Annotated in this window: 17 protein-coding genes and 2 tRNA genes; 7 read left to right on the top strand and 12 right to left on the bottom strand. The window is 74.2% G+C overall.

Annotated elements, in window-relative coordinates:
- Positions 1 to 97 precede the first annotated feature (97 nt).
- The 3 genes from ABT006_RS09875 to ABT006_RS09865 all read right to left on the bottom strand — a co-directional run bounded on the left by ABT006_RS09875 (position 98) and on the right by ABT006_RS09865 (position 1,289).
- Positions 98 to 170, bottom strand: a tRNA-Glu gene (locus tag ABT006_RS09875).
- A 136-nt stretch (positions 171 to 306) separates the two neighbouring features.
- A tRNA-Gln gene (locus tag ABT006_RS09870) sits at positions 307 to 378 on the bottom strand.
- Between the two features lie 107 nt (positions 379 to 485).
- Positions 486 to 1,289 (bottom strand): fumarylacetoacetate hydrolase family protein, encoded by an 804-nt coding sequence (locus tag ABT006_RS09865; protein WP_350704776.1) that lies wholly within the window; start codon positions 1,287 to 1,289, stop codon positions 486 to 488.
- Positions 1,290 to 1,599: 310 nt separating this feature from the next.
- Here ABT006_RS09865 and ABT006_RS09860 point away from each other — a divergent pair, with 310 nt between their 5' ends.
- Positions 1,600 to 2,892, top strand: coding sequence for a hypothetical protein (locus tag ABT006_RS09860; RefSeq protein WP_350704774.1), 1,293 nt, complete (start codon positions 1,600 to 1,602; stop codon positions 2,890 to 2,892).
- Positions 2,893 to 2,925: 33 nt separating this feature from the next.
- Positions 2,926 to 3,795: a 3-methyladenine DNA glycosylase gene (locus ABT006_RS09855; RefSeq protein WP_350704772.1), complete on the top strand. Its 870-nt coding sequence runs from the start codon at positions 2,926 to 2,928 to the stop codon at positions 3,793 to 3,795.
- Between the two features lie 63 nt (positions 3,796 to 3,858).
- Here ABT006_RS09855 and arfB read toward each other — a convergent pair whose 3' ends face one another.
- The 7 genes from arfB to ABT006_RS09820 all read right to left on the bottom strand — a co-directional run bounded on the left by arfB (position 3,859) and on the right by ABT006_RS09820 (position 9,382).
- On the bottom strand, positions 3,859 to 4,284 hold the full coding sequence (arfB, locus tag ABT006_RS09850; RefSeq protein WP_350704770.1) for an alternative ribosome rescue aminoacyl-tRNA hydrolase ArfB: 426 nt from the start codon (positions 4,282 to 4,284) through the stop codon (positions 3,859 to 3,861).
- Between the two features lie 9 nt (positions 4,285 to 4,293).
- A complete protein-coding gene (locus tag ABT006_RS09845) occupies positions 4,294 to 4,596 on the bottom strand; it encodes a hypothetical protein (RefSeq protein ID WP_350704768.1) in 303 nt (100 codons plus the stop codon).
- Positions 4,597 to 4,706: 110 nt separating this feature from the next.
- The gene (locus ABT006_RS09840) at positions 4,707 to 5,570 is read right to left on the bottom strand and encodes a S1C family serine protease (protein ID WP_350704766.1); all 864 of its coding nucleotides are present in this window, start codon (positions 5,568 to 5,570) and stop codon (positions 4,707 to 4,709) included.
- Between the two features lie 43 nt (positions 5,571 to 5,613).
- A complete protein-coding gene (locus tag ABT006_RS09835; RefSeq protein ID WP_350704764.1) occupies positions 5,614 to 6,573 on the bottom strand; it encodes a VWA domain-containing protein in 960 nt (319 codons plus the stop codon).
- The gene (locus ABT006_RS09830) at positions 6,570 to 7,556 is read right to left on the bottom strand and encodes a DUF58 domain-containing protein (RefSeq protein WP_350705117.1); all 987 of its coding nucleotides are present in this window, start codon (positions 7,554 to 7,556) and stop codon (positions 6,570 to 6,572) included. Before ABT006_RS09830 ends, ABT006_RS09835 begins: the two co-directional genes overlap by 4 nt.
- A gap of 29 nt (positions 7,557 to 7,585) precedes the next feature.
- The gene (locus ABT006_RS09825; protein ID WP_350704762.1) at positions 7,586 to 8,635 is read right to left on the bottom strand and encodes an AAA family ATPase; all 1,050 of its coding nucleotides are present in this window, start codon (positions 8,633 to 8,635) and stop codon (positions 7,586 to 7,588) included.
- A 219-nt stretch (positions 8,636 to 8,854) separates the two neighbouring features.
- On the bottom strand, positions 8,855 to 9,382 hold the full coding sequence (locus tag ABT006_RS09820) for a hypothetical protein (RefSeq protein WP_350704760.1): 528 nt from the start codon (positions 9,380 to 9,382) through the stop codon (positions 8,855 to 8,857).
- A 412-nt stretch (positions 9,383 to 9,794) separates the two neighbouring features.
- Here ABT006_RS09820 and ABT006_RS09815 point away from each other — a divergent pair, with 412 nt between their 5' ends.
- Positions 9,795 to 10,790: an endonuclease/exonuclease/phosphatase family protein gene (locus ABT006_RS09815; RefSeq protein WP_350704758.1), complete on the top strand. Its 996-nt coding sequence runs from the start codon at positions 9,795 to 9,797 to the stop codon at positions 10,788 to 10,790.
- A gap of 80 nt (positions 10,791 to 10,870) precedes the next feature.
- Here ABT006_RS09815 and cimA read toward each other — a convergent pair whose 3' ends face one another.
- A complete protein-coding gene (cimA, locus tag ABT006_RS09810; RefSeq protein WP_350704757.1) occupies positions 10,871 to 12,451 on the bottom strand; it encodes a citramalate synthase in 1,581 nt (526 codons plus the stop codon).
- 340 nt (positions 12,452 to 12,791) lie between these two features.
- Between cimA and ABT006_RS09805 the strand changes: the two genes are divergently transcribed.
- The 4 genes from ABT006_RS09805 (at position 12,792) to ABT006_RS09790 (ending at position 15,311) form a co-directional block, all read left to right on the top strand.
- Positions 12,792 to 13,352, top strand: coding sequence for a peroxiredoxin (locus ABT006_RS09805; protein WP_350704756.1), 561 nt, complete (start codon positions 12,792 to 12,794; stop codon positions 13,350 to 13,352).
- A 2-nt stretch (positions 13,353 to 13,354) separates the two neighbouring features.
- On the top strand, positions 13,355 to 13,885 hold the full coding sequence (gene ahpD / locus ABT006_RS09800) for an alkylhydroperoxidase, AhpD family (protein WP_350704754.1): 531 nt from the start codon (positions 13,355 to 13,357) through the stop codon (positions 13,883 to 13,885).
- A gap of 175 nt (positions 13,886 to 14,060) precedes the next feature.
- On the top strand, positions 14,061 to 14,519 hold the full coding sequence (locus tag ABT006_RS09795; RefSeq protein ID WP_350704752.1) for a PRC-barrel domain-containing protein: 459 nt from the start codon (positions 14,061 to 14,063) through the stop codon (positions 14,517 to 14,519).
- A gap of 54 nt (positions 14,520 to 14,573) precedes the next feature.
- Complete coding sequence (locus ABT006_RS09790; RefSeq protein ID WP_350704751.1) at positions 14,574 to 15,311, top strand: tyrosine-protein phosphatase; 738 nt, start codon at positions 14,574 to 14,576, stop codon at positions 15,309 to 15,311.
- Between the two features lie 72 nt (positions 15,312 to 15,383).
- Here the strand turns inward: ABT006_RS09790 and ABT006_RS09785 are convergent, their stop codons facing one another.
- Entirely contained in the window at positions 15,384 to 16,481 is a 1,098-nt protein-coding gene (locus ABT006_RS09785; protein WP_350705115.1) for a branched-chain amino acid aminotransferase, read from the bottom strand.
- Positions 16,482 to 16,643: the final 162 nt, after the last annotated feature.

The raw sequence follows: 16,643 nt of genomic DNA, 5'->3' as shown, positions 1-16,643 counted from the left end.
GGACGGGCAGGATCGGCGCAGACCGGGCGGGTGGCAACCGAACCGGGTCGGAAATGCGAAACGGCCCGCCTCACCAGGGTGAGACGGGCCGATGCTGTAGCCCCGACCGGATTCGAACCGGCGCTACCGCCTTGAGAGGGCGGCGTCCTGGGCCGCTAGACGACGGGGCCAGAACTTCCTTGCCACACCGCTCTCCCGAGCGGCGTTGCTGGACTCTATCAGAGAGAACCTCCGACTCCCTGACGGGAACCGGAGCTTCTCTCCACCGAGATCCAGCGCCCGAGGCTCTCTCGAACCTCGGCTGCGCTGGGGTACCAGGACTCGAACCTAGACTAACTGAACCAGAATCAGTCGGGCTGCCAATTACCCCATACCCCATTGGCCCCTTGCGGTGCCGGGAACAAACTTTACCCTCCCGGTGCCGACAGGCCAAATCGAGCCCCCGGAACCGCCTCTGAGCTGCGAAAACCGGGCCTCGACCCGGATCAGGCGACGGGCACCACCGGATTGGTCAGCTCCCCGATCCCCTCGATCCGCACGGTGACCGTATCCCCGTCCGTGAGCGGGCTAACCCCCGCCGGCGTGCCCGTGAGCACCACGTCGCCGGGGAGCAGCGTCATCACGTGCGAGACGTACGACACCAGGGCCGGCACGTCGAAGACCATGTCCCGCGTACGGCCGAGCTGGCGGACCTCCATCTCCTCGGGATTGCGACCCACCTCACACCGGACCTCCAGGTCCCGCACGTCGAGCCCGGTCGTGATCCACGGCCCGATCGGGCAGAACGAGTCGAAGCCCTTGGCGCGGGTCCACTGGCCGTCGGAGCGCTGGAGATCCCGGGCCGTGACGTCGTTGGCGCAGGTGTAGCCGAAGATGGCCCGCTCCGCGGCGGCCCGGTCGGCGCGCCGGGCGCCCGGCGCGCCGATCACCACCGCCAGCTCCGCCTCGTGCTCGACCTGCTTGGAGAAGATCGGCAGCCGGATCGCGTCGCGGGGCCCGATCACCGACGTGGACGGCTTGAGGAACAGCAGCGGCTCCTTCGGCACCTCGGTGCCGTGTTCGGCGGCGTGCTCGGCGTAGTTGCGCCCGACGCAGACGACCTTGCTGGGCAGGATCGGCGAGAGCAGCCGGACGTCGGAGAGCGCCCAGCGGGCGCCGGAGAACTGGATCTGGCCGAACGGGTGGCCCTCGATCTCGGCGACGGTCAGGCCCTGCGGGCCCGCCTCCGGCTCGCCCTCGACGACCCCGAACGACATTCCCTTGGCCTGAGCAAAACGAGCGATACGCACCAGGCCAATCTAGTCCCGGACGACCCGCGCCCCGGCCCAGGCCACGACCCGCCCCGGCGGATCCCGGCCGGCGGGCAGCAGCGCGGCGGCGCGCCGCCCGGCCCGAGGCGCCGTAGGCGCGCCCGTCCCGAGGCGCCGTAGGCGCGCCCGTCCCGCCCGCGCACCCTGGCACCGACCGGCCCGCGCAACCCCAGGCGCGCCCCCGGGCCGCGCACCCTACGCCACGTCCCGCGCCCCGGGGCGGACTTCGCGACTTCGTACCCGCCCGGCGTCGCCCCGCCCCTAGCGTCGGCTCCGGAGGTTCGTTCGTATGCCTGCATCGACACGACACCACAGGGCCCTCGCAGTGTTCGTCCACTGCCTCGGCATCCTCGCCGCCGCGCCGGCACTGCCCACGGCGGCACCACCCGCGGCGGCCGCGCAGCCACCACCGGCGGCGGCCGCGCCGACCCCGGCGCCGGCGATGCCGTCGGTGCCGCCGGCGGTGCCCACCCCGACCCGGGCCGCCCCGCCGGTGGCGAAGCCGCCGGTCACGGTGGCGGTGGCGCCGGAGAGCACGCCGGCGCCGCGCTACCGGATCCAGGTCCGCAACGCCGGCAACACGCCGGTGGACACCACCGTGCGGCAGGAGCTGCCGCCCGGCGCCTCGGCGACCGCCATCACCACCGGCGGCCGGGCCACCCGCGCCACCGGCCAGTCCGCCACCGCGGTGACCTGGCAGCTCAAGCTGCCCGCCCGCAGCACCACCACCCTGGGCACGACGCTGACCACCGCCGCCCCGGACCGGCCGCTGACCGCGCCGGCCTGCGCCTTCGCCCGCGACGGCAGCCGGCCGTACGACTGCGCGACGGCGACCTGGAACGCGGCCGCGCCGGCGGCGGCGGCGAAGGAGACCCCGGAGACGCCGGCGTGGCGTCGGACACCCGTGCTGCTGGCCGGGCTGGCCACGGTGGCGGTGCTCGCGCTCGGCGGGGTCTGGACGTGGCGGCGGCGGCGCCGCCGGCCCGTCGCCGCGGCCCTCGCGCCCGGCGGGCGGGGGACCGTCTACCCGCGGCCCGCCACGCCCCGGCCGGCGCAGACCCGCCGCACGCCGTCCGTCTGGCTGATCGTGCCGGTGGCCGCCGCGGTGCTGGCCGGCACGGTGGGCACCGCCGCCTGGACGGCCACCCGGGAGGTCGCGGCCATCGACACCGACAGCCAGCCGACCAGCGGCGCGTGGATCGGCCGGGGCACCAACGGCGCGATCGGCGAGCCGCTGCGCGAGTCGGCGTTCGAGTTCACCGTCTTCCGGGTCGCCTGCGAGCCGGGCCGCGGCGCGCGGCAGTGCCAGGCCACGGTCGGGGTGCGCAACCTCACCCCGGAGAAGCAGAGCTGGCACGGCCGCCTGCAACGGGCGTACCTGCCGGACGGCAACTTCGTCAGCACCGACGAGCAGGCCACCCGGGCCGCCAACCAGGGCCGCGACGTCTTCGCCCAGCCGATGGCGGGCGGCAGCCGGATGGTGCTGCCGCTGGTCTTCACGGTCGACGGGCAGGCGCCGCCGCAGCAGTTGGAGCTGCGCAGCGGGGTGTTCTCCGCCGGGGTCCGGGTGGACGTGCCCTGACCGGCGGCCGGGCGGCGGTCGTACCCTGGGTCCGTGACCGCCGCCCTCGCCCCGACCGCCGTGCTCGACGCGGCGTGCTGGCGGGCCCGGCGCCGGGCGCACGAGGAACGGGTCGACGCCTGGCTCACCCCGCACCTGGCGCGCCGCCGCCGGGGCGGGAAGCACCCGGTGGAGGACTTCCTCTTCACCTACTACTCGCACCGCCCGGCCCAGCTGCGCCGGTGGCACCCGGGGGCCGGGGTGGCGCTGCGCGACGCGGACCCGGCCGAGTTCGGCCGGGACTACCGCGCCACCGCCGCCGGGGTCACCCTCGACACCGAGGGGGTACGCGCGCGGCGCGCCGAGTCGGTCGAGTGGATCCGGGCGCTGCTGGTGGCGACCGCCGGCCGGCCGGCGCACCTCGGCTGTTTCGGGATGCACGAGTGGGCCATGGTCTACCGGCAGACCCAGGCGGAGGTACGCCACAACGCCTGGCCGCTGCGGCTGAGCCCGGAGCGGACCGCGGCCGTGGTGGAGGAGCGCGGGGTGCGGTGCAGCCACTTCGACGCGTACCGGTTCTTCACCACGCCGGCCCGGCCGTTGAACCTGCTCACCCCGACGCGGGAGACGCAGCACGCCCACGAGCAGCCGGGCTGTTTGCACGCCAACATGGACCTCTACAAGTGGGCGTACAAGCTGTCGCCACTCGTGCCCGCCGAACTCGTCGCGGACTGCTTCGAGCTGGCCAGGGAGATCCGCACCCTGGACATGCGGGCGTCCCCGTACGACCTGTCCGACCTGGGCTACCCGCCGGTGCGGGTGGAGACCCCGGAGGGGCGGGCCGAGTACGCCGCCGCGCAGCGGGGGTTCGCCGACCGGGCCGCCGTGCTGCGAGCCCGGCTGCTCGACGCCCTGCCGGCGTAGATCCGCCGGTAGCGGCCCTCCGGCCCGTCGGCCGCCCTGCCCGTCGGTCGCCGCGGTCGTCCGTCAGTCGCCGTCGACGCGGCGGTCGCGCTTGCGCTGCGACTGGCGCTTCTTCTCGGCCAGCCGGCGTTCCTTGGCCCCGCGCGAGGGCCGGGTCGGCCGGCGGGGCGGGGGCGGCGGGGCCGCCGCCTCGCGCAGCAGCGCGGCGAGCCGTTCCCGGGCCGCCTCCCGGTTGGCCAACTGCGCCCGGTGTTCACTGGCGGTGACGGTCAGCACGCCGTCGACGAGCCGCCCGGCGAGCCGGTCCAGCGCCCGCGCCCGCAGCGATTCAGGCACCCCGGGCGAGGTGCCCAGGTCGTAGCTCAGCTCGACGCGGGAGTCGGTGGTGTTGACGCCCTGGCCGCCGGGGCCGGACGAGCGGGAAAAGCGCTCCCGCAGCTCAGCGGCGGGGACGACCCACCGGTCGGTCACCCGCAGTCCGTCGTCCACACCCCGAGGCTAACGCCCCGGCGAGGTGCTCGGGGTGGCGGACGGGCTCGTGGTCGGGCCGGGTGGCGCGGGCTCGGCGTCGGAGTCGACGGCGGCGTACGCGACCGCCCCGACGAGCAGCAGGGCGATCACCCCGATCTTCGTGGTGGCGACCTTGATCAGCAGCCACGCGGTGCGCCGGGCACCGGGCACGGTCTTCTTGACGGTCTGGTAGTCGGCCCACCCGCGTCGCGCCCGGGCGTACGCCGACCCGACACCGGTTCCGATGATCAGGCCCACCAGCAGGAGGGCCACGATGACAGGACGCTCCACCCACGCCAGTATCCACACTCAGCGTAATATTTCCATTGTCCGATCATTCCGCGCCGGGTATCCGACAGTTCTCACGTTCCCACCCCGGTACGGGCGGGCATGAGGGCAGCTCAGCCGCCCTTTCCGATGATCGTGTCAGCGGTCTTCTGCACCTGTTCGATGGGGATGGCGAAGCCGATCCCGATGGAGCCGTTGCCGTCGATGGTGGCGATCGCGGTGTTCACCCCCACCACCTCGCCGCGCGCGTTGACCAGCGGGCCGCCCGAGTTGCCCGGGTTGATGGAGGCGTCGGTCTGCACCGCGGTGTGCCGGTTGTCGCCGAGGCGCACCTCCCGGTCCAGGGCGCTCACGATGCCGGCGGTGACGGTGCCGGCGAGCCCCAGCGGCGAGCCGACCGCCAGCACCGGCTCGCCGACCCGGGTCGACCCCGGCTTGGCCAGCGGCAGCGCCGCCAGGCCGGCCGACGGGGGCACCCGGAGCACCGCGAGGTCGCTGCGTGGCTCCCGGCCGACCACCTCGGCGGCGAACCGCCGCCCGTCCGGCAGCTCCACCGTCACCGAGCCGCCACCGCCCTTCGCCAGGATGTGGTCGTTGGTGATGATGTGCTGCTGGTCGTCGACGGCGAAGCCGGAGCCGGTCGCCGAGGCCCCGCCGCCGCCCCCCACGAGCACCGAGACGACCCCCGGCACGGTCTTCTCGGCCGCGGTCACCAGCTCCGCCGGGACCGGGGCCGCCGAGGCCGCCGCCGGGCCGGGCGCGCCGTCCCGGCTGGCCACCACGCCGCCGGCCACCGCGCCGGAGGCGGTGGACAGGGCCACCACCGCCAGCCCGGCCAGCAGCCGCCCGTGCCGGCGCCACCCGGCCGGGCCACGGTCCGACCCGGGCCCGTCCCACCGGGACCGCCCGTCCGGGTCCAGCTCCGGCGAGATGAACCATGGGCCGCGCGGCTCGCCCAACCCGGTCTGCACTGCCATGCGTACGCTCCTCACGTGTTCTTCTCGGCGGTGGCCGTACGGGTCAGGGCAGCCGGGAGAACCAGCGCATCGAGCCGGCCGCGGCGCCCATGGCGAACACCAGTCCCAGGCCGATGAAGCGGGCCGAGACGTCCTGCCGTTCGGTGCGGTAGCCCACCGAGGTGCCGATGTCGTCGTAGACGGCGCGCAGCTCGTCGCTGGTGTGGGCCTCGTGGAACCCGCCCCCGGTCTCCTCGGCGACCGCGCGCAGGGTCTGCCCGTCCACCGGCACCTGGATCGGCCGGCCGCCCCGGTCCACCGTGCCGCCCGGGGTGCCGAACGAGATGGTGTGCACCGGCACCTTCATGGTCACCGCGTCGGCCGCCGCCTCCATCGGGTCCATGCCGGAGGTGTTCGCGCCGTCGGAGAGCAGGATGATCCGGGCCGGCGGCGGGTCCTTGGCCGCCTGGCTGTCGAAGCCCTTCACCGCGCCGAGCGAGGTGCTGATGGCCTCGCCGATGGCCGTGCCCTGCACCCCGGTGGCCCCCTCGACCAGCCGCTCGACCCCCTCGTGCAGCGCCTCCCGGTCGGTGCTCGGCGGCACCAGCACCGCCGCGCTGCCCGCGAAGGCGACCAACCCGACGTTGAACTCGTCGGGCAGGCTGTCGACGAAGCGCCGGGCGGACTCCTTGGCGGCGCTGAGCCGGTCGGGTTCCACGTCGCCGGCGAGCATCGAGGTCGAGACGTCCACGGCCACCATCACCGTCGCCCGCTCACGGGGGACCCGCACCTCCGCCGTCGGCCGGGCGAAGCCGACCACCAGCAGCGCCAGCATGGCGAGGAAGAGCCCGGCCGGCAGGTGCCGCCGCCAGGTCGGCCGCTGCGGCGCGACCCGGTCGAGCAGCCGCAGGTTGGTGAAGCGGACCGCGTACCGACTGCGCCGGCGCTGCATCAGCAGGTAGCCGACGGCCAGGGCGAGCACCCCGAGCAGCAGCCAGAGCCGGACGGGTGACTGCCAGATCACGCCGCACCTCCCCGGGCCGCGCCGGCCGGGGCCGCCACGAGCCGCCGCTGGGCGTGCACGTGGCGCACGATGTCCGCGCTCCAGTCGCGGTCGGTGCGCAGCGGCAGGTGGGTCGCCCCGCTGCGGCGTAGCGCCTGGCCCACCTGGTCGCGCTGGGCGGCGGCGGCGACCGCGTACCGCTCGCGCAGGCGCGGGTCGCCGGTCCACACCTCCCGCGTCCGGCCGGTCTCCGGGTCGACCAGGGTGATCAGGCCGACGTCCGGCAGTTCCAGTTCGCGCGGGTCGGTGACCTGCACGGCGAGCACCTGGTGCCGCACGGCGAGCCGGCGCAGGGGCGCCTCCCAGGCCGGCGCGTGCCGGGGGTCGTCGGGCAGGCCGTCGAGGAAGTCCGAGACCACCACCACGAGGCCGCGCCGGAGCGCCACCCGGTGTACGGCGGCCAGCCCATCGGCCAGGTCGGGGCCGCCGGGCGGCGGGCGGCGCTCGTCGTACGCGCTGGCGCGCGGCGCGGTCAGCAGGGCCCGGAGCAGCCCGAGCAGGTGGGTACGCCCGCTGCGGGGCGGGAAGCGACGCAGCCCGGCCGGGCCGAGCACCTGCGCGCCGAGCCGGTTGCCGACCCCGGCGGTGAGGAAGCCGACCGCCGCCACGGCCGCCACCGCCAGTTCGCGTTTGTCCAGCTCGGCGGTGCCGTACTCCATGCTGGGGCTGGCGTCCACCAGCAGCCAGGTGGTCAGCTCCCGGTCGGCGTCGACCTCGCGGACGTGCGGGACCGTGGTCCGGGCGGTCACCGCCCAGTCCATCCGGCGCACCTCGTCCTCACCGGGGCGGTACTCCCGGCTGCCGGCCGGCTCGCTGCCCGGCCCGGGGAGCAGGCCGCGGTACCGGCCGTGCAGCAGGCCGTCGAGCCGCCGGGTGACGGTCAGTTCCAGGCGGCGCAGCCGCCGGTCCGGGGCGAGGTCGGCCAGCCCCGGGTCGGCCGGCACGGACGCCGGCGCGGTGGCCCCGCGCCACCTCATGCCGCCGCCAGGTCGGTCGCGAACTCGGGGTGGCCGGTGGCGACGCGGGGCGGCGGCACCGCCTCGACCAGCCGGCGCACCAGCGACTCGGCGGACACCCCGTCGGCGACCGCGTCGAAGGAGAGCACCAGCCGGTGGGCCAGCACGTCGACGGCCAGCTCGCGGATGTCCTCGGGCAGCACGTACTCCCGGCCGCGCAGCAGCGCCTGGGCCCGAGCGGCGGCGACCAGCCCGAGCGTGGCCCGGGGGCTCGCCCCGTACGCGAGCAGCGGGGCGATCTCCGGCAGGCCGAACCGGCCGGGGTCGCGGGTGGCGAGGATGAGCCGGACGACGTACTCGGCGAGGGCGTGGTGCACGAAGACGTGGGTGGCGCGGGCCTGGAGGTCGCGCAGCCGCTGCGGGTCGAGCACCCGCCGGGCGGTGGGCCGGTCGGCGCTCATCCGGTAGAGGATGGCCAGCTCGTCGGCGTCGCTCGGGTAGTCGACCACGATCTTCATCAGGAACCGGTCGCGCTGCGCCTCCGGCAGTTGGTAGACCCCCTCGGACTCGATCGGGTTCTGGGTGGCCAGCACCAGGAACGGGTCGGGCACGGCGTAGCTGCGCCCGCCGATGGAGACCTGGCGCTCCGCCATCGCCTCCAGCAGCGCGGACTGCACCTTGGCGGGGGCGCGGTTGATCTCGTCGGCGAGCACCAGGTTGGCCATGACCGGGCCCAGCTCGATGTCGAAGGTCTCCTTCGACGCCCGGTAGATCCGGGTGCCGACGATGTCCGACGGGACGAGGTCGGGGGTGAACTGGATCCGGGAGAAGGTGCCGCCGACCACGGTGGCGAGGGTCTGCGCGGCGAGGGTCTTGGCCACCCCGGGCACGCCCTCCAGGAGGCAGTGCCCGTCGGCGACGAGGGCGGTGAGCAGGCGCTCGACGAGCCGATCCTGCCCGACGATCACGCGTTTGACCTCGAAGAGGGTCTGTTCCAGCTCGGCGGAACTCGCGTCGGGATCGGCCGGGCTGGGCACGCTGGCCAGGGTGTCCGAGATGTCCGTCACGGTGCTTGCTTCCCGTGGCGACCCTCGGACAAACGTCGGATTATCAGCGCCGGGGCGGTCCTTACCTGCCCGAACCGGGACGAGCCTCCCGGGTTGGCAGCGACGACGCGGCCGGCCACACACCGGCGGGGGCACCCGCGTACCCGACTCGCCCGCCGGTGGTCCACCGCGTGGCGCCGGCCCCCACGGGCGGTGGGGGCCGGCGCGTCAGCGGGTGCGTCAGTTGGTGATGGTCAGGTGGAAGGGCCGGTCGGACGGGCTGCCGGACGAGTTGCGGGTCTGGACGAAGACCGCGTTCGGTGTCTGGAGCCGCGGCGCCACCGAGATCTCCCCGCCCGGCGGCACGTTGTACGGGTCGGTGGTGCCGATGGTGGCCTTGAAGCCCTTCAGCGTGACGTTGTAGGTGAACAGGACCTGGTACTGCCCGGGGCCGTACTTCGTGGCGGAGACCGCCTCGGGCGAGCCGCGGAGCAGCGTGCCGCCGCTGCTGACAACGGCGAAGGAGATGGTGCCCGGCGCGGTCGCCTGCGTGGACGGGCCCTGCGCCAGCGCGGCCCTGGCCCTGCGGGCCTCGGCGGGGGTCACCGCCGGCTGGCCGCCGTCGCCTGGCTGGCGGACGGACGGCGCGGCGACCTCGGCGGGCGCCTTCGCCGCCGGCTGGGCGACGGCGATGCCGCCCCCGGCCAGGGTGAGCGCCAGGGCGGCGAAGGCCACCGCCACCGCCTTGCGTCGGAAGAGTGTGGTCATGACAGGGTCTCCCTTTTGTTGACCGTGCGGATTCGGCCGTCCCCGCGTTGTCACGGGACGGCAGATTTCCATTCTGGAGCCGGGAAAATGAGCGACAACCGCCGGAAGCCCGCACTTCAGGCCGCACCATAGATGTTGCCGACTCGACGAATTCCACCGGCCTTGACCAGGTATTACTACTCAGAGTTTCGACGTCTCAACCCACTGGAACGTAGCATCGCAAAAAGCCGGACGTCAATAGTTGATCACGCTTCGCCAGGCCGTTCGACGGCCGTCGACAATTTATGAAATGCGAATGTCCCGGCATTCACGAATGGGCGTGACGGAGGCGACGGGGCCGCGGCGCGCGGGGGGCCGGGCTACTCTCCAGCCATGATCACGCAGGCGCTCCCATGATCACCGAGGCGCGGCCATGACCACCGGGGCGGCGGAACGGGTGACGGGCAGCCGGGCGGGACGATCGGGCACCGCGCTCTGCTGGGCGGCCGTCGCGCCCGGGGCCGCCTGGGCAGCCCTGCGGCTGGCCGGCCTCGACCATGGGCCGCTGGTCCAACTGCTGGCCTTCACCCCGTACGTGGCCGCCGGGAGCCTGCTGCCGCTGGTGCTCGCGCTCGCCCTGCGGCGCCGGTGGCCCGCGGTGGTCGCGGCGGTGGTCACGACGGCGCTGGTGGCCGTGGTCGCGCCCCGGGCCCTGCCCGCCGGGCAGCCCTCGGCCGCGGGGCCGACGGTGCGGGTGCTGACCGCCAACCTGCTCGCCGGGGCCGCCGACGCGCGGGCGCTGGTCGACCTGGTCGAGCGGCACCGCGTCGACGTGCTCACCGTGCAGGAGTTCACCCCCGGGGCCGCGGCGGAGCTGGACCGGCTCGGCCTGGACCGGCTGCTCCCCCACCGGCACCTCGACCCGCAGCCGGGCACGGTCGGCTCCGGGCTCTACGCCCGGTTCCCGGTCGACGAGGGCGGCGTCCGGCGCAATCGCGGCGGTTGGGGCTTCGACCAGGCGTACGGCACGGTGACGGTGCCCGGGGCACCGCCGGTGCGGGTCGAGTCGGCGCACCCGGCGGCGCCGTACGCGGTGGACCAGGTCGGCCACTGGCGCACCGACCTGGCCGCGCAGCCGCCCGCGACGCCGGACGGGCCGCTGCGGATCCTGGCCGGCGACTTCAACGCCACCCTCGACCACGCCCCGCTGCGCGCCCTGCTGGCCACCGGCTACGTCGACGCCGCCGACGAGGTCGGCGCCGGCCTCACCGGCACCTGGGGCCCCTACGACGGCGACCCGATCCCGCCGGTGACCATCGACCATGTGCTGGTCGACCGCCGGATCGCCGTACGGGCGGTGGCCGTGCACCGGGTGCCGGGCAGCGACCACCGCGCCGTCCTGGCCGAGCTACGCCTGCCGGCCGGCTGACCCGCCGGCCCGCCGCGTGGCCGGTGCCCGCGCGGTGTCCACCGGCGTCCGCGTGGCCGGCCGCACCGGACCGGGCCGCCTCAGACCCGGGCGCGGTCGAGGCCGTAGGTGAGGGCGTCGACGAGGGCGTGCCAGCTCGCCTCGACGACGTTGGGGTGCACGCCGACCGTGGTCCAGTCGCGGCCGTTGCGGTCGGCGGTCTCCAGCAGCACCCGCGTCACCGCTCCGGTGCCGCTGCTGCCCTCCAGGATCCGCACCTTGAAGTCGGCCAGCTCGAAGTCGCGCAGCTGCGGGTAGTGCCGGGCCAGCCCGGCCCGCAGCGCCTCGTCCAGGGCGTTGACCGGGCCGTTCCCCTCCGCGGTGGCGATCACCCGCTCCCCGCGTACGCGGATCTTGACGGTCGCCTCGGAGACCACCGCGCCGTCCTCCCGGTGCTCGACCAGCACCCGGTACGACTCCAGCGTGAACGGCCTCGGCGGCGCGGTGTCCAGCTCGGCGCGGACCAGCAGCTCGAACGAGGCGTCGGCGGCCTCGAACGACCAGCCGTCGGCCTCCAGTTCCTTGACCCGCCCGGTCACCCGGGACAGCGCCTCCGGATGGCCGGCCAGGTCCAGGCCGAGCTCGCGGCTCTTGAGCTCGACGCTGGCCCGGCCGGCCATCTCGGTGACGAGGATCCGCATGTCGTTGCCCACCACCTGTGGGTCCACGTGGTTGTAGAGCAGCGGATCCACCTTGATCGCGCTCGCGTGCAGCCCCGCCTTGTGGGCGAAGGCCGCGGCCCCGACGTAGGCCTGGTGGGTGTCGGGGGCGATGTTGGCGATCTCGGCGATGGCGTGGGAGACCCGCACCATCTGCCCCAGGCAGCCGTCCGGTAGGACGGGCAGCCCGAGCTTGAGCTGGAGGTTGGCGACCACGGCGAAGATGTCGGCGTTGCCGGGGCGTTCGCCGTAGCCGTTCGCGGTGCCCTGGAAGTGCCGCACCCCCGCCTCGACGGCGGCGATCGTGTTCGCCACGGCGCAGGCCGTGTCGTTCTGGCAGTGGATGCCGAGCAGCTCCGGGCCCACGCCCAGCCGGGCGGTCAGGTCGGCGATGGCGGCGCTCACCTGGGAGGGCAGCATGCCGCCGTTGGTGTCGCAGAGCACGAACCGCTCGGCGCCGGCGGCGAGCGCGGTCTCCACCACGGAGGCCGTGTACGCCGGGTCGGACCGGTAGCCGTCGAAGAAGTGCTCGCCGTCGACGAAGACCCGGCGACCCTCCGCCACCAGGTGCGCCACGGTGTCGTGGACCATCGCCAGGTTCTCCCCGGCGGTGGTGCGCAGCGCCCGCTCGACGTGCCGCAGGTCGGCCTTGGCGACCAGGGCGACCGCCGGGGTCTGCGCGTCGAGCAGACCGCGCACCTGCGGGTCGTCGGCGACCTGCACCCCGGCCCGGCGGGTGGCCCCGAACGCCACCAGCAGCGCGTGTCTCAGGTCCAGCTCGCTGCGCGCCCGGCGGAAGAACTCCGTGTCCTTCGGCACCGCGCCCGGCCAGCCGCCCTCGATGAAGCCGACCCCGAGCTCGTCGAGCAGCCGGGCCACCGCGAGCTTGTCGACCACCGAATAGCTGAGCCCCTCGCGCTGGGCACCGTCGCGCAGCGTCGTGTCGTACACCTGGAAGGTCATCAGGGATCCTTTCGAGAGCAACAAAAAGACCCCCCGCGGATGCGGGAGGTCTGCGCGCTCGGCGGAGGGGAGGCCGGCGCGCTAGGTGCGAATAATCAGGTAGGTGCTGGTCACGATCGCCACTCTGCCACCCGAGCACTGGTTTTGGGAGGCATAGTCCACATGACGGGACGGTGACGGAGGGTCGCGATACCCCGGCCGGCGCCCGTACGCGGGCGGAACCGGAAGCTGGTGATCCACTTCACAAGTAACCCGGCCGCCGCCAGGCGGAAACAGCGCTGAGGAAGTATCTGGAACCGATCCAGTTTTACCGGCCTCGTGCCACTGTCAAGGAGGACCTGTGCTCACTGTCGGTGACCGCTTCCCCGAGTACGAACTCACCGCCTGCGTGTCGCTGGACGCCGAGAAGGCGTTCGAGACGATCAACCACAAGTCCCACGAGGGCAAGTGGCGGGTCGTCTTCTTCTGGCCGAAGGACTTCACCTTCGTCTGCCCGACGGAGATCGCCGAGTTCGGGCGGCTGAACGACGAGTTCGCCGACCGGGACGCCCAGGTCCTCGGCGTGTCGGTCGACAACGAGTTCGTCCACTACGCGTGGCGCAAGGACCACCCGGACCTGCGCGAGCTGCCGTTCCCGATGCTCAGCGACATCAAGCGCGAGCTGACCGCCGCCTGCGGCGTGCTCGGCGAGGACGGCGTGGCACAGCGGGCGACCTTCATCGTCGACCCGAACAACGAGATCCAGTTCGTCATGGTGACCGCCGGTTCGGTCGGCCGGAACGTCTCCGAGGTGCTGCGGGTGCTCGACGCCCTGCAGACCGACGAGCTCTGCCCGTGCAACTGGAACAAGGGCGGCGAGACCCTGGACGCCACCAAGCTGCTCGCCGGCGCCGGGGCCTGACCGTGGGTCTGGACGCGGTCAAGGCAGCTCTGCCGGAGTATGCCAAGGACATCAAGCTCAACCTCGGCTCCACCATCGGCACCAGCACGCTGAAGCCGGAGCAGGCGTGGGGCACCGCCCTGGCCTGCGCCGTCGCCGCGCGCAACCCGGTGGTGCTGCGGGAGATCGCCGACGAGGCGGCCACCCACCTCGGGCCGGAAGCGATCGAGGCGGCCAAGGGCGCCGCCGCGATCATGGCGATGAACAACGTCTACTACCGGGCCAAGCACCTGATCGGCGACGAGCAGTACCAGTCGATCCCGGCGCGGCTGCGGATGCAGATCATCGCCAAGCCGGGCGTGGAGAAGGCCGACTTCGAGCTCTGGTGCCTGGCCGTCTCGGCCATCACCGGCTGCGGCGTGTGCCTGGAGTCGCACGAGAAGACCCTGCGCGGCGCGGGCTTCAGCCGCGAGCAGGTGCACGAGGGGCTGCGCATCGCCGCCGTCGTGCACGCCGCCGCGGTCACCCTGGACGCCCAGGCCGCGCTCGCCTGACGCGTACGCCCCGGTGGGCCGGAGCCGCACGACGGCGCCGGCCCACCGCCGTCTCCAGCGCCGGCCCACCGCCGGTCCCCCGCCGTTTCCGGCGGCGACCGCCCGGGTAGCTCCTCCCAGGACGAGGACTCGATCCGGCGAGACGACTGGCGACAGTCGGGGCAGGAGTTGTCACATGGACAGGCTCGACCCGCACAGCACGCACGGCAGCCCGGACCCGGTGCGCCACGGCGGCCAGGGCGAGTTCGCCGGCGGCGCGCCCGCCGGCACGTTCGACCCGTGGCGCTACCGGGACACGGCGCGGGTGGCCGACGCCGACCTTGTCGGCTACAAGGTCGAGGCCAGCGACGGCGGCATCGGCAAGATCGACAACGCCAGCCACGAGGTCAACGACAGCTACCTGGTGGTGGACACCGGCCCGTGGATCTTCGGCCGGAAGGTCATGATCCCGGCCGGCACGGTGAACCACGTCGACCACGACGAGCGCAAGGTCCACGTCGACCGGAGCAAGGACCAGATCAAGGCCGCCCCGGAGTACGACGAGACCGCCGACACCGACCCCACCTACCGGGACCGGCTCGGCGGCTACTACGGCGAGACGTACTCGGCGATCCCGCCCGGCACCGCCCGGTAGTCACCGGCGCACGACGGTCTCCCGCCACCCGCGGGAGACCGTTACCGTGTCAACGTGGACGCCACCGAGGTCAACCGCAGGATCCCGTTCGCCACGATGTTCAACTTCCGCGACGTCGGCGGCCACTCCGGCCACGACGGGCGCACCGTCCGCCGGGGCCGGCTCTACCGCTCCGACTCGCCACACCGCATCGACGACGCCGACCGGGAGGCGTTCGCCGCCCTCGACGTGCGCACGGTCATCGACCTGCGCCGCCCCTACGAGGTGGAACGCGACGGCCGGATCCCCCACTTCGACGGCCTGACCTGGCGCAACATCCACCCGGAGCACGCCGAGTGGGGCGAGCGGCCCTACCAGCCGGGCACCGACCTGGCCCGCTACCTGGCCGACCGGTACGCCGACCTCGCGGCGACCGGCACGGCCGGGCTCGCCGAGGCCGTCGGGCTGATCGCCGACAGCGCCAACGCGCCCGTGGTGGTGCACTGCGTCGCCGGCAAGGACCGCACCGGCATCGTCTGCGGGCTCACCCTCGCGGTGCTCGGCGTCGACGACGACGAGATCGCCGCCGACTACGCGCTGAGCACCGAGGCCGGCGAGCGGTACCGCGCCTGGTTCGAGGCCACCGGGCAGCAGGAGGGGCACACCCTGCCGGTGCTGACCTGCCCCGCCGAGGCCATGACGCTCTTCCTCGCCGAGCTGCGGGCGGCCCACGGCTCGGTCGAGGGCTACCTGCGCCACGCCGGCGTCACCGACGCCCAGCTCGCCGCCCTCCGCGACCACCTGCTCGACTGACGCGGGCGCGGCCGACGGCGACGCCGCCCCCGCGCCGGGACGGCGCGGGGGCGGCACGCTCGCGCGTACGGGTCAGAGGATGCGCCGGACCCAGCCGTGCGGGTCGTCGGCCATGCCCCGCTGGAGGTCGACGAGCTGCTGGCGCAGGGCCATGGTGACCCGGCCGGGCCCGCCGTCGCCGACCAGGAACTCGCCGTCGGGGAAGCGCACCTGCCCGATCGGGGTGATCACGGCGGCGGTGCCGCAGGCGAACACCTCGCGGAGCCGGCCGCTGGCCGCGTCGGCCTGCCAGTCGGCGAAGCTCACCGGCCGCTCCTCGATCCGGTGCCCCGCGCCGGCGGCCAGCTCGAGCACCGACTCCCGGGTGATGCCGGGCAGGATCGTGCCGGTCAGCGGTGGGGTGGCCACGGTGCCGTCGTCGTAGACGAAGAACACGTTCATGCCGCCCAGCTCGTCGACGTAGCGGCGCTCCACCGCGTCGAGGAAGACCACCTGGTCGCAGCCGTGCTCGATCGCCTCGGCCTGGGCCACCAGCGAGGCGGCGTAGTTGCCGCCGCACTTCGCCGCGCCGGTGCCCCCGGGGGCGGCCCGGGTGTAGTCCGGGGAGACCCAGACCGTCACCGGCTTGACCCCGCCGGAGAAGTACGCGCCGACCGGCGAGGCGATCACCACGTAGAGGTATTCGTTGGCCGGGCGGACGCCGAGGAACACCTCGCTGGCGAACATGAACGGACGCAGGTAGAGGCTGCCGTCCTCGCCCTCGGGAATCCAGTCCCGGTCGATCTCGACGAGCAGGCGCAGCGAGTCGACGAACGCCTCCTCGGGCAGCGGCGGCATCGCCATCCGCCGGGCGGAGGCGGCGAACCGGGCGGCGTTGGCCTCCGGCCGGAACATGGTGACCCCGCCGTCGGGCGTCCGGTACGCCTTCAGGCCCTCGAAGATCTCCTGCGCGTAGTGCAGGACCGCGGCGGCCGGGTCCATCGGGATCGGCGCGCGCGCCTCGACCCGGGCGTCGTACCAGCCCTTGCCGTCGGCGTAGCGGATGGTGACCATGTGGTCGGTGAAGACCCGGCCGAACCCGGGGTTGGCCAGCAGGGCGGCCCGGTCGGCGACGGATACCGGCGCGGGATTCGGACGGATCTCGAAGTCGAGCTTGTCACCACCGCTCATCGCGCTGACCTCCCTGGGGACGGACGGCACACGGGTCCGCATGCCGAGAAAGATGGTGCGAGAAACTTACCCCGAACGGTCGTTCAGGGGGTAGCTACGCCCGGCGCATCGACGGCGCCGGACGGGTGACCCGCCGCGGCGCCCGTGGCGTCGGAGGGGCGG

The organism is Micromonospora sp. NPDC002717, assembly GCF_040295705.1.
GTDB lineage: Bacteria > Actinomycetota > Actinomycetes > Mycobacteriales > Micromonosporaceae > Micromonospora.
Note: the sequence above shows the minus strand (reverse complement) of the source record. Positions and strands in the feature narration are given on the sequence as shown.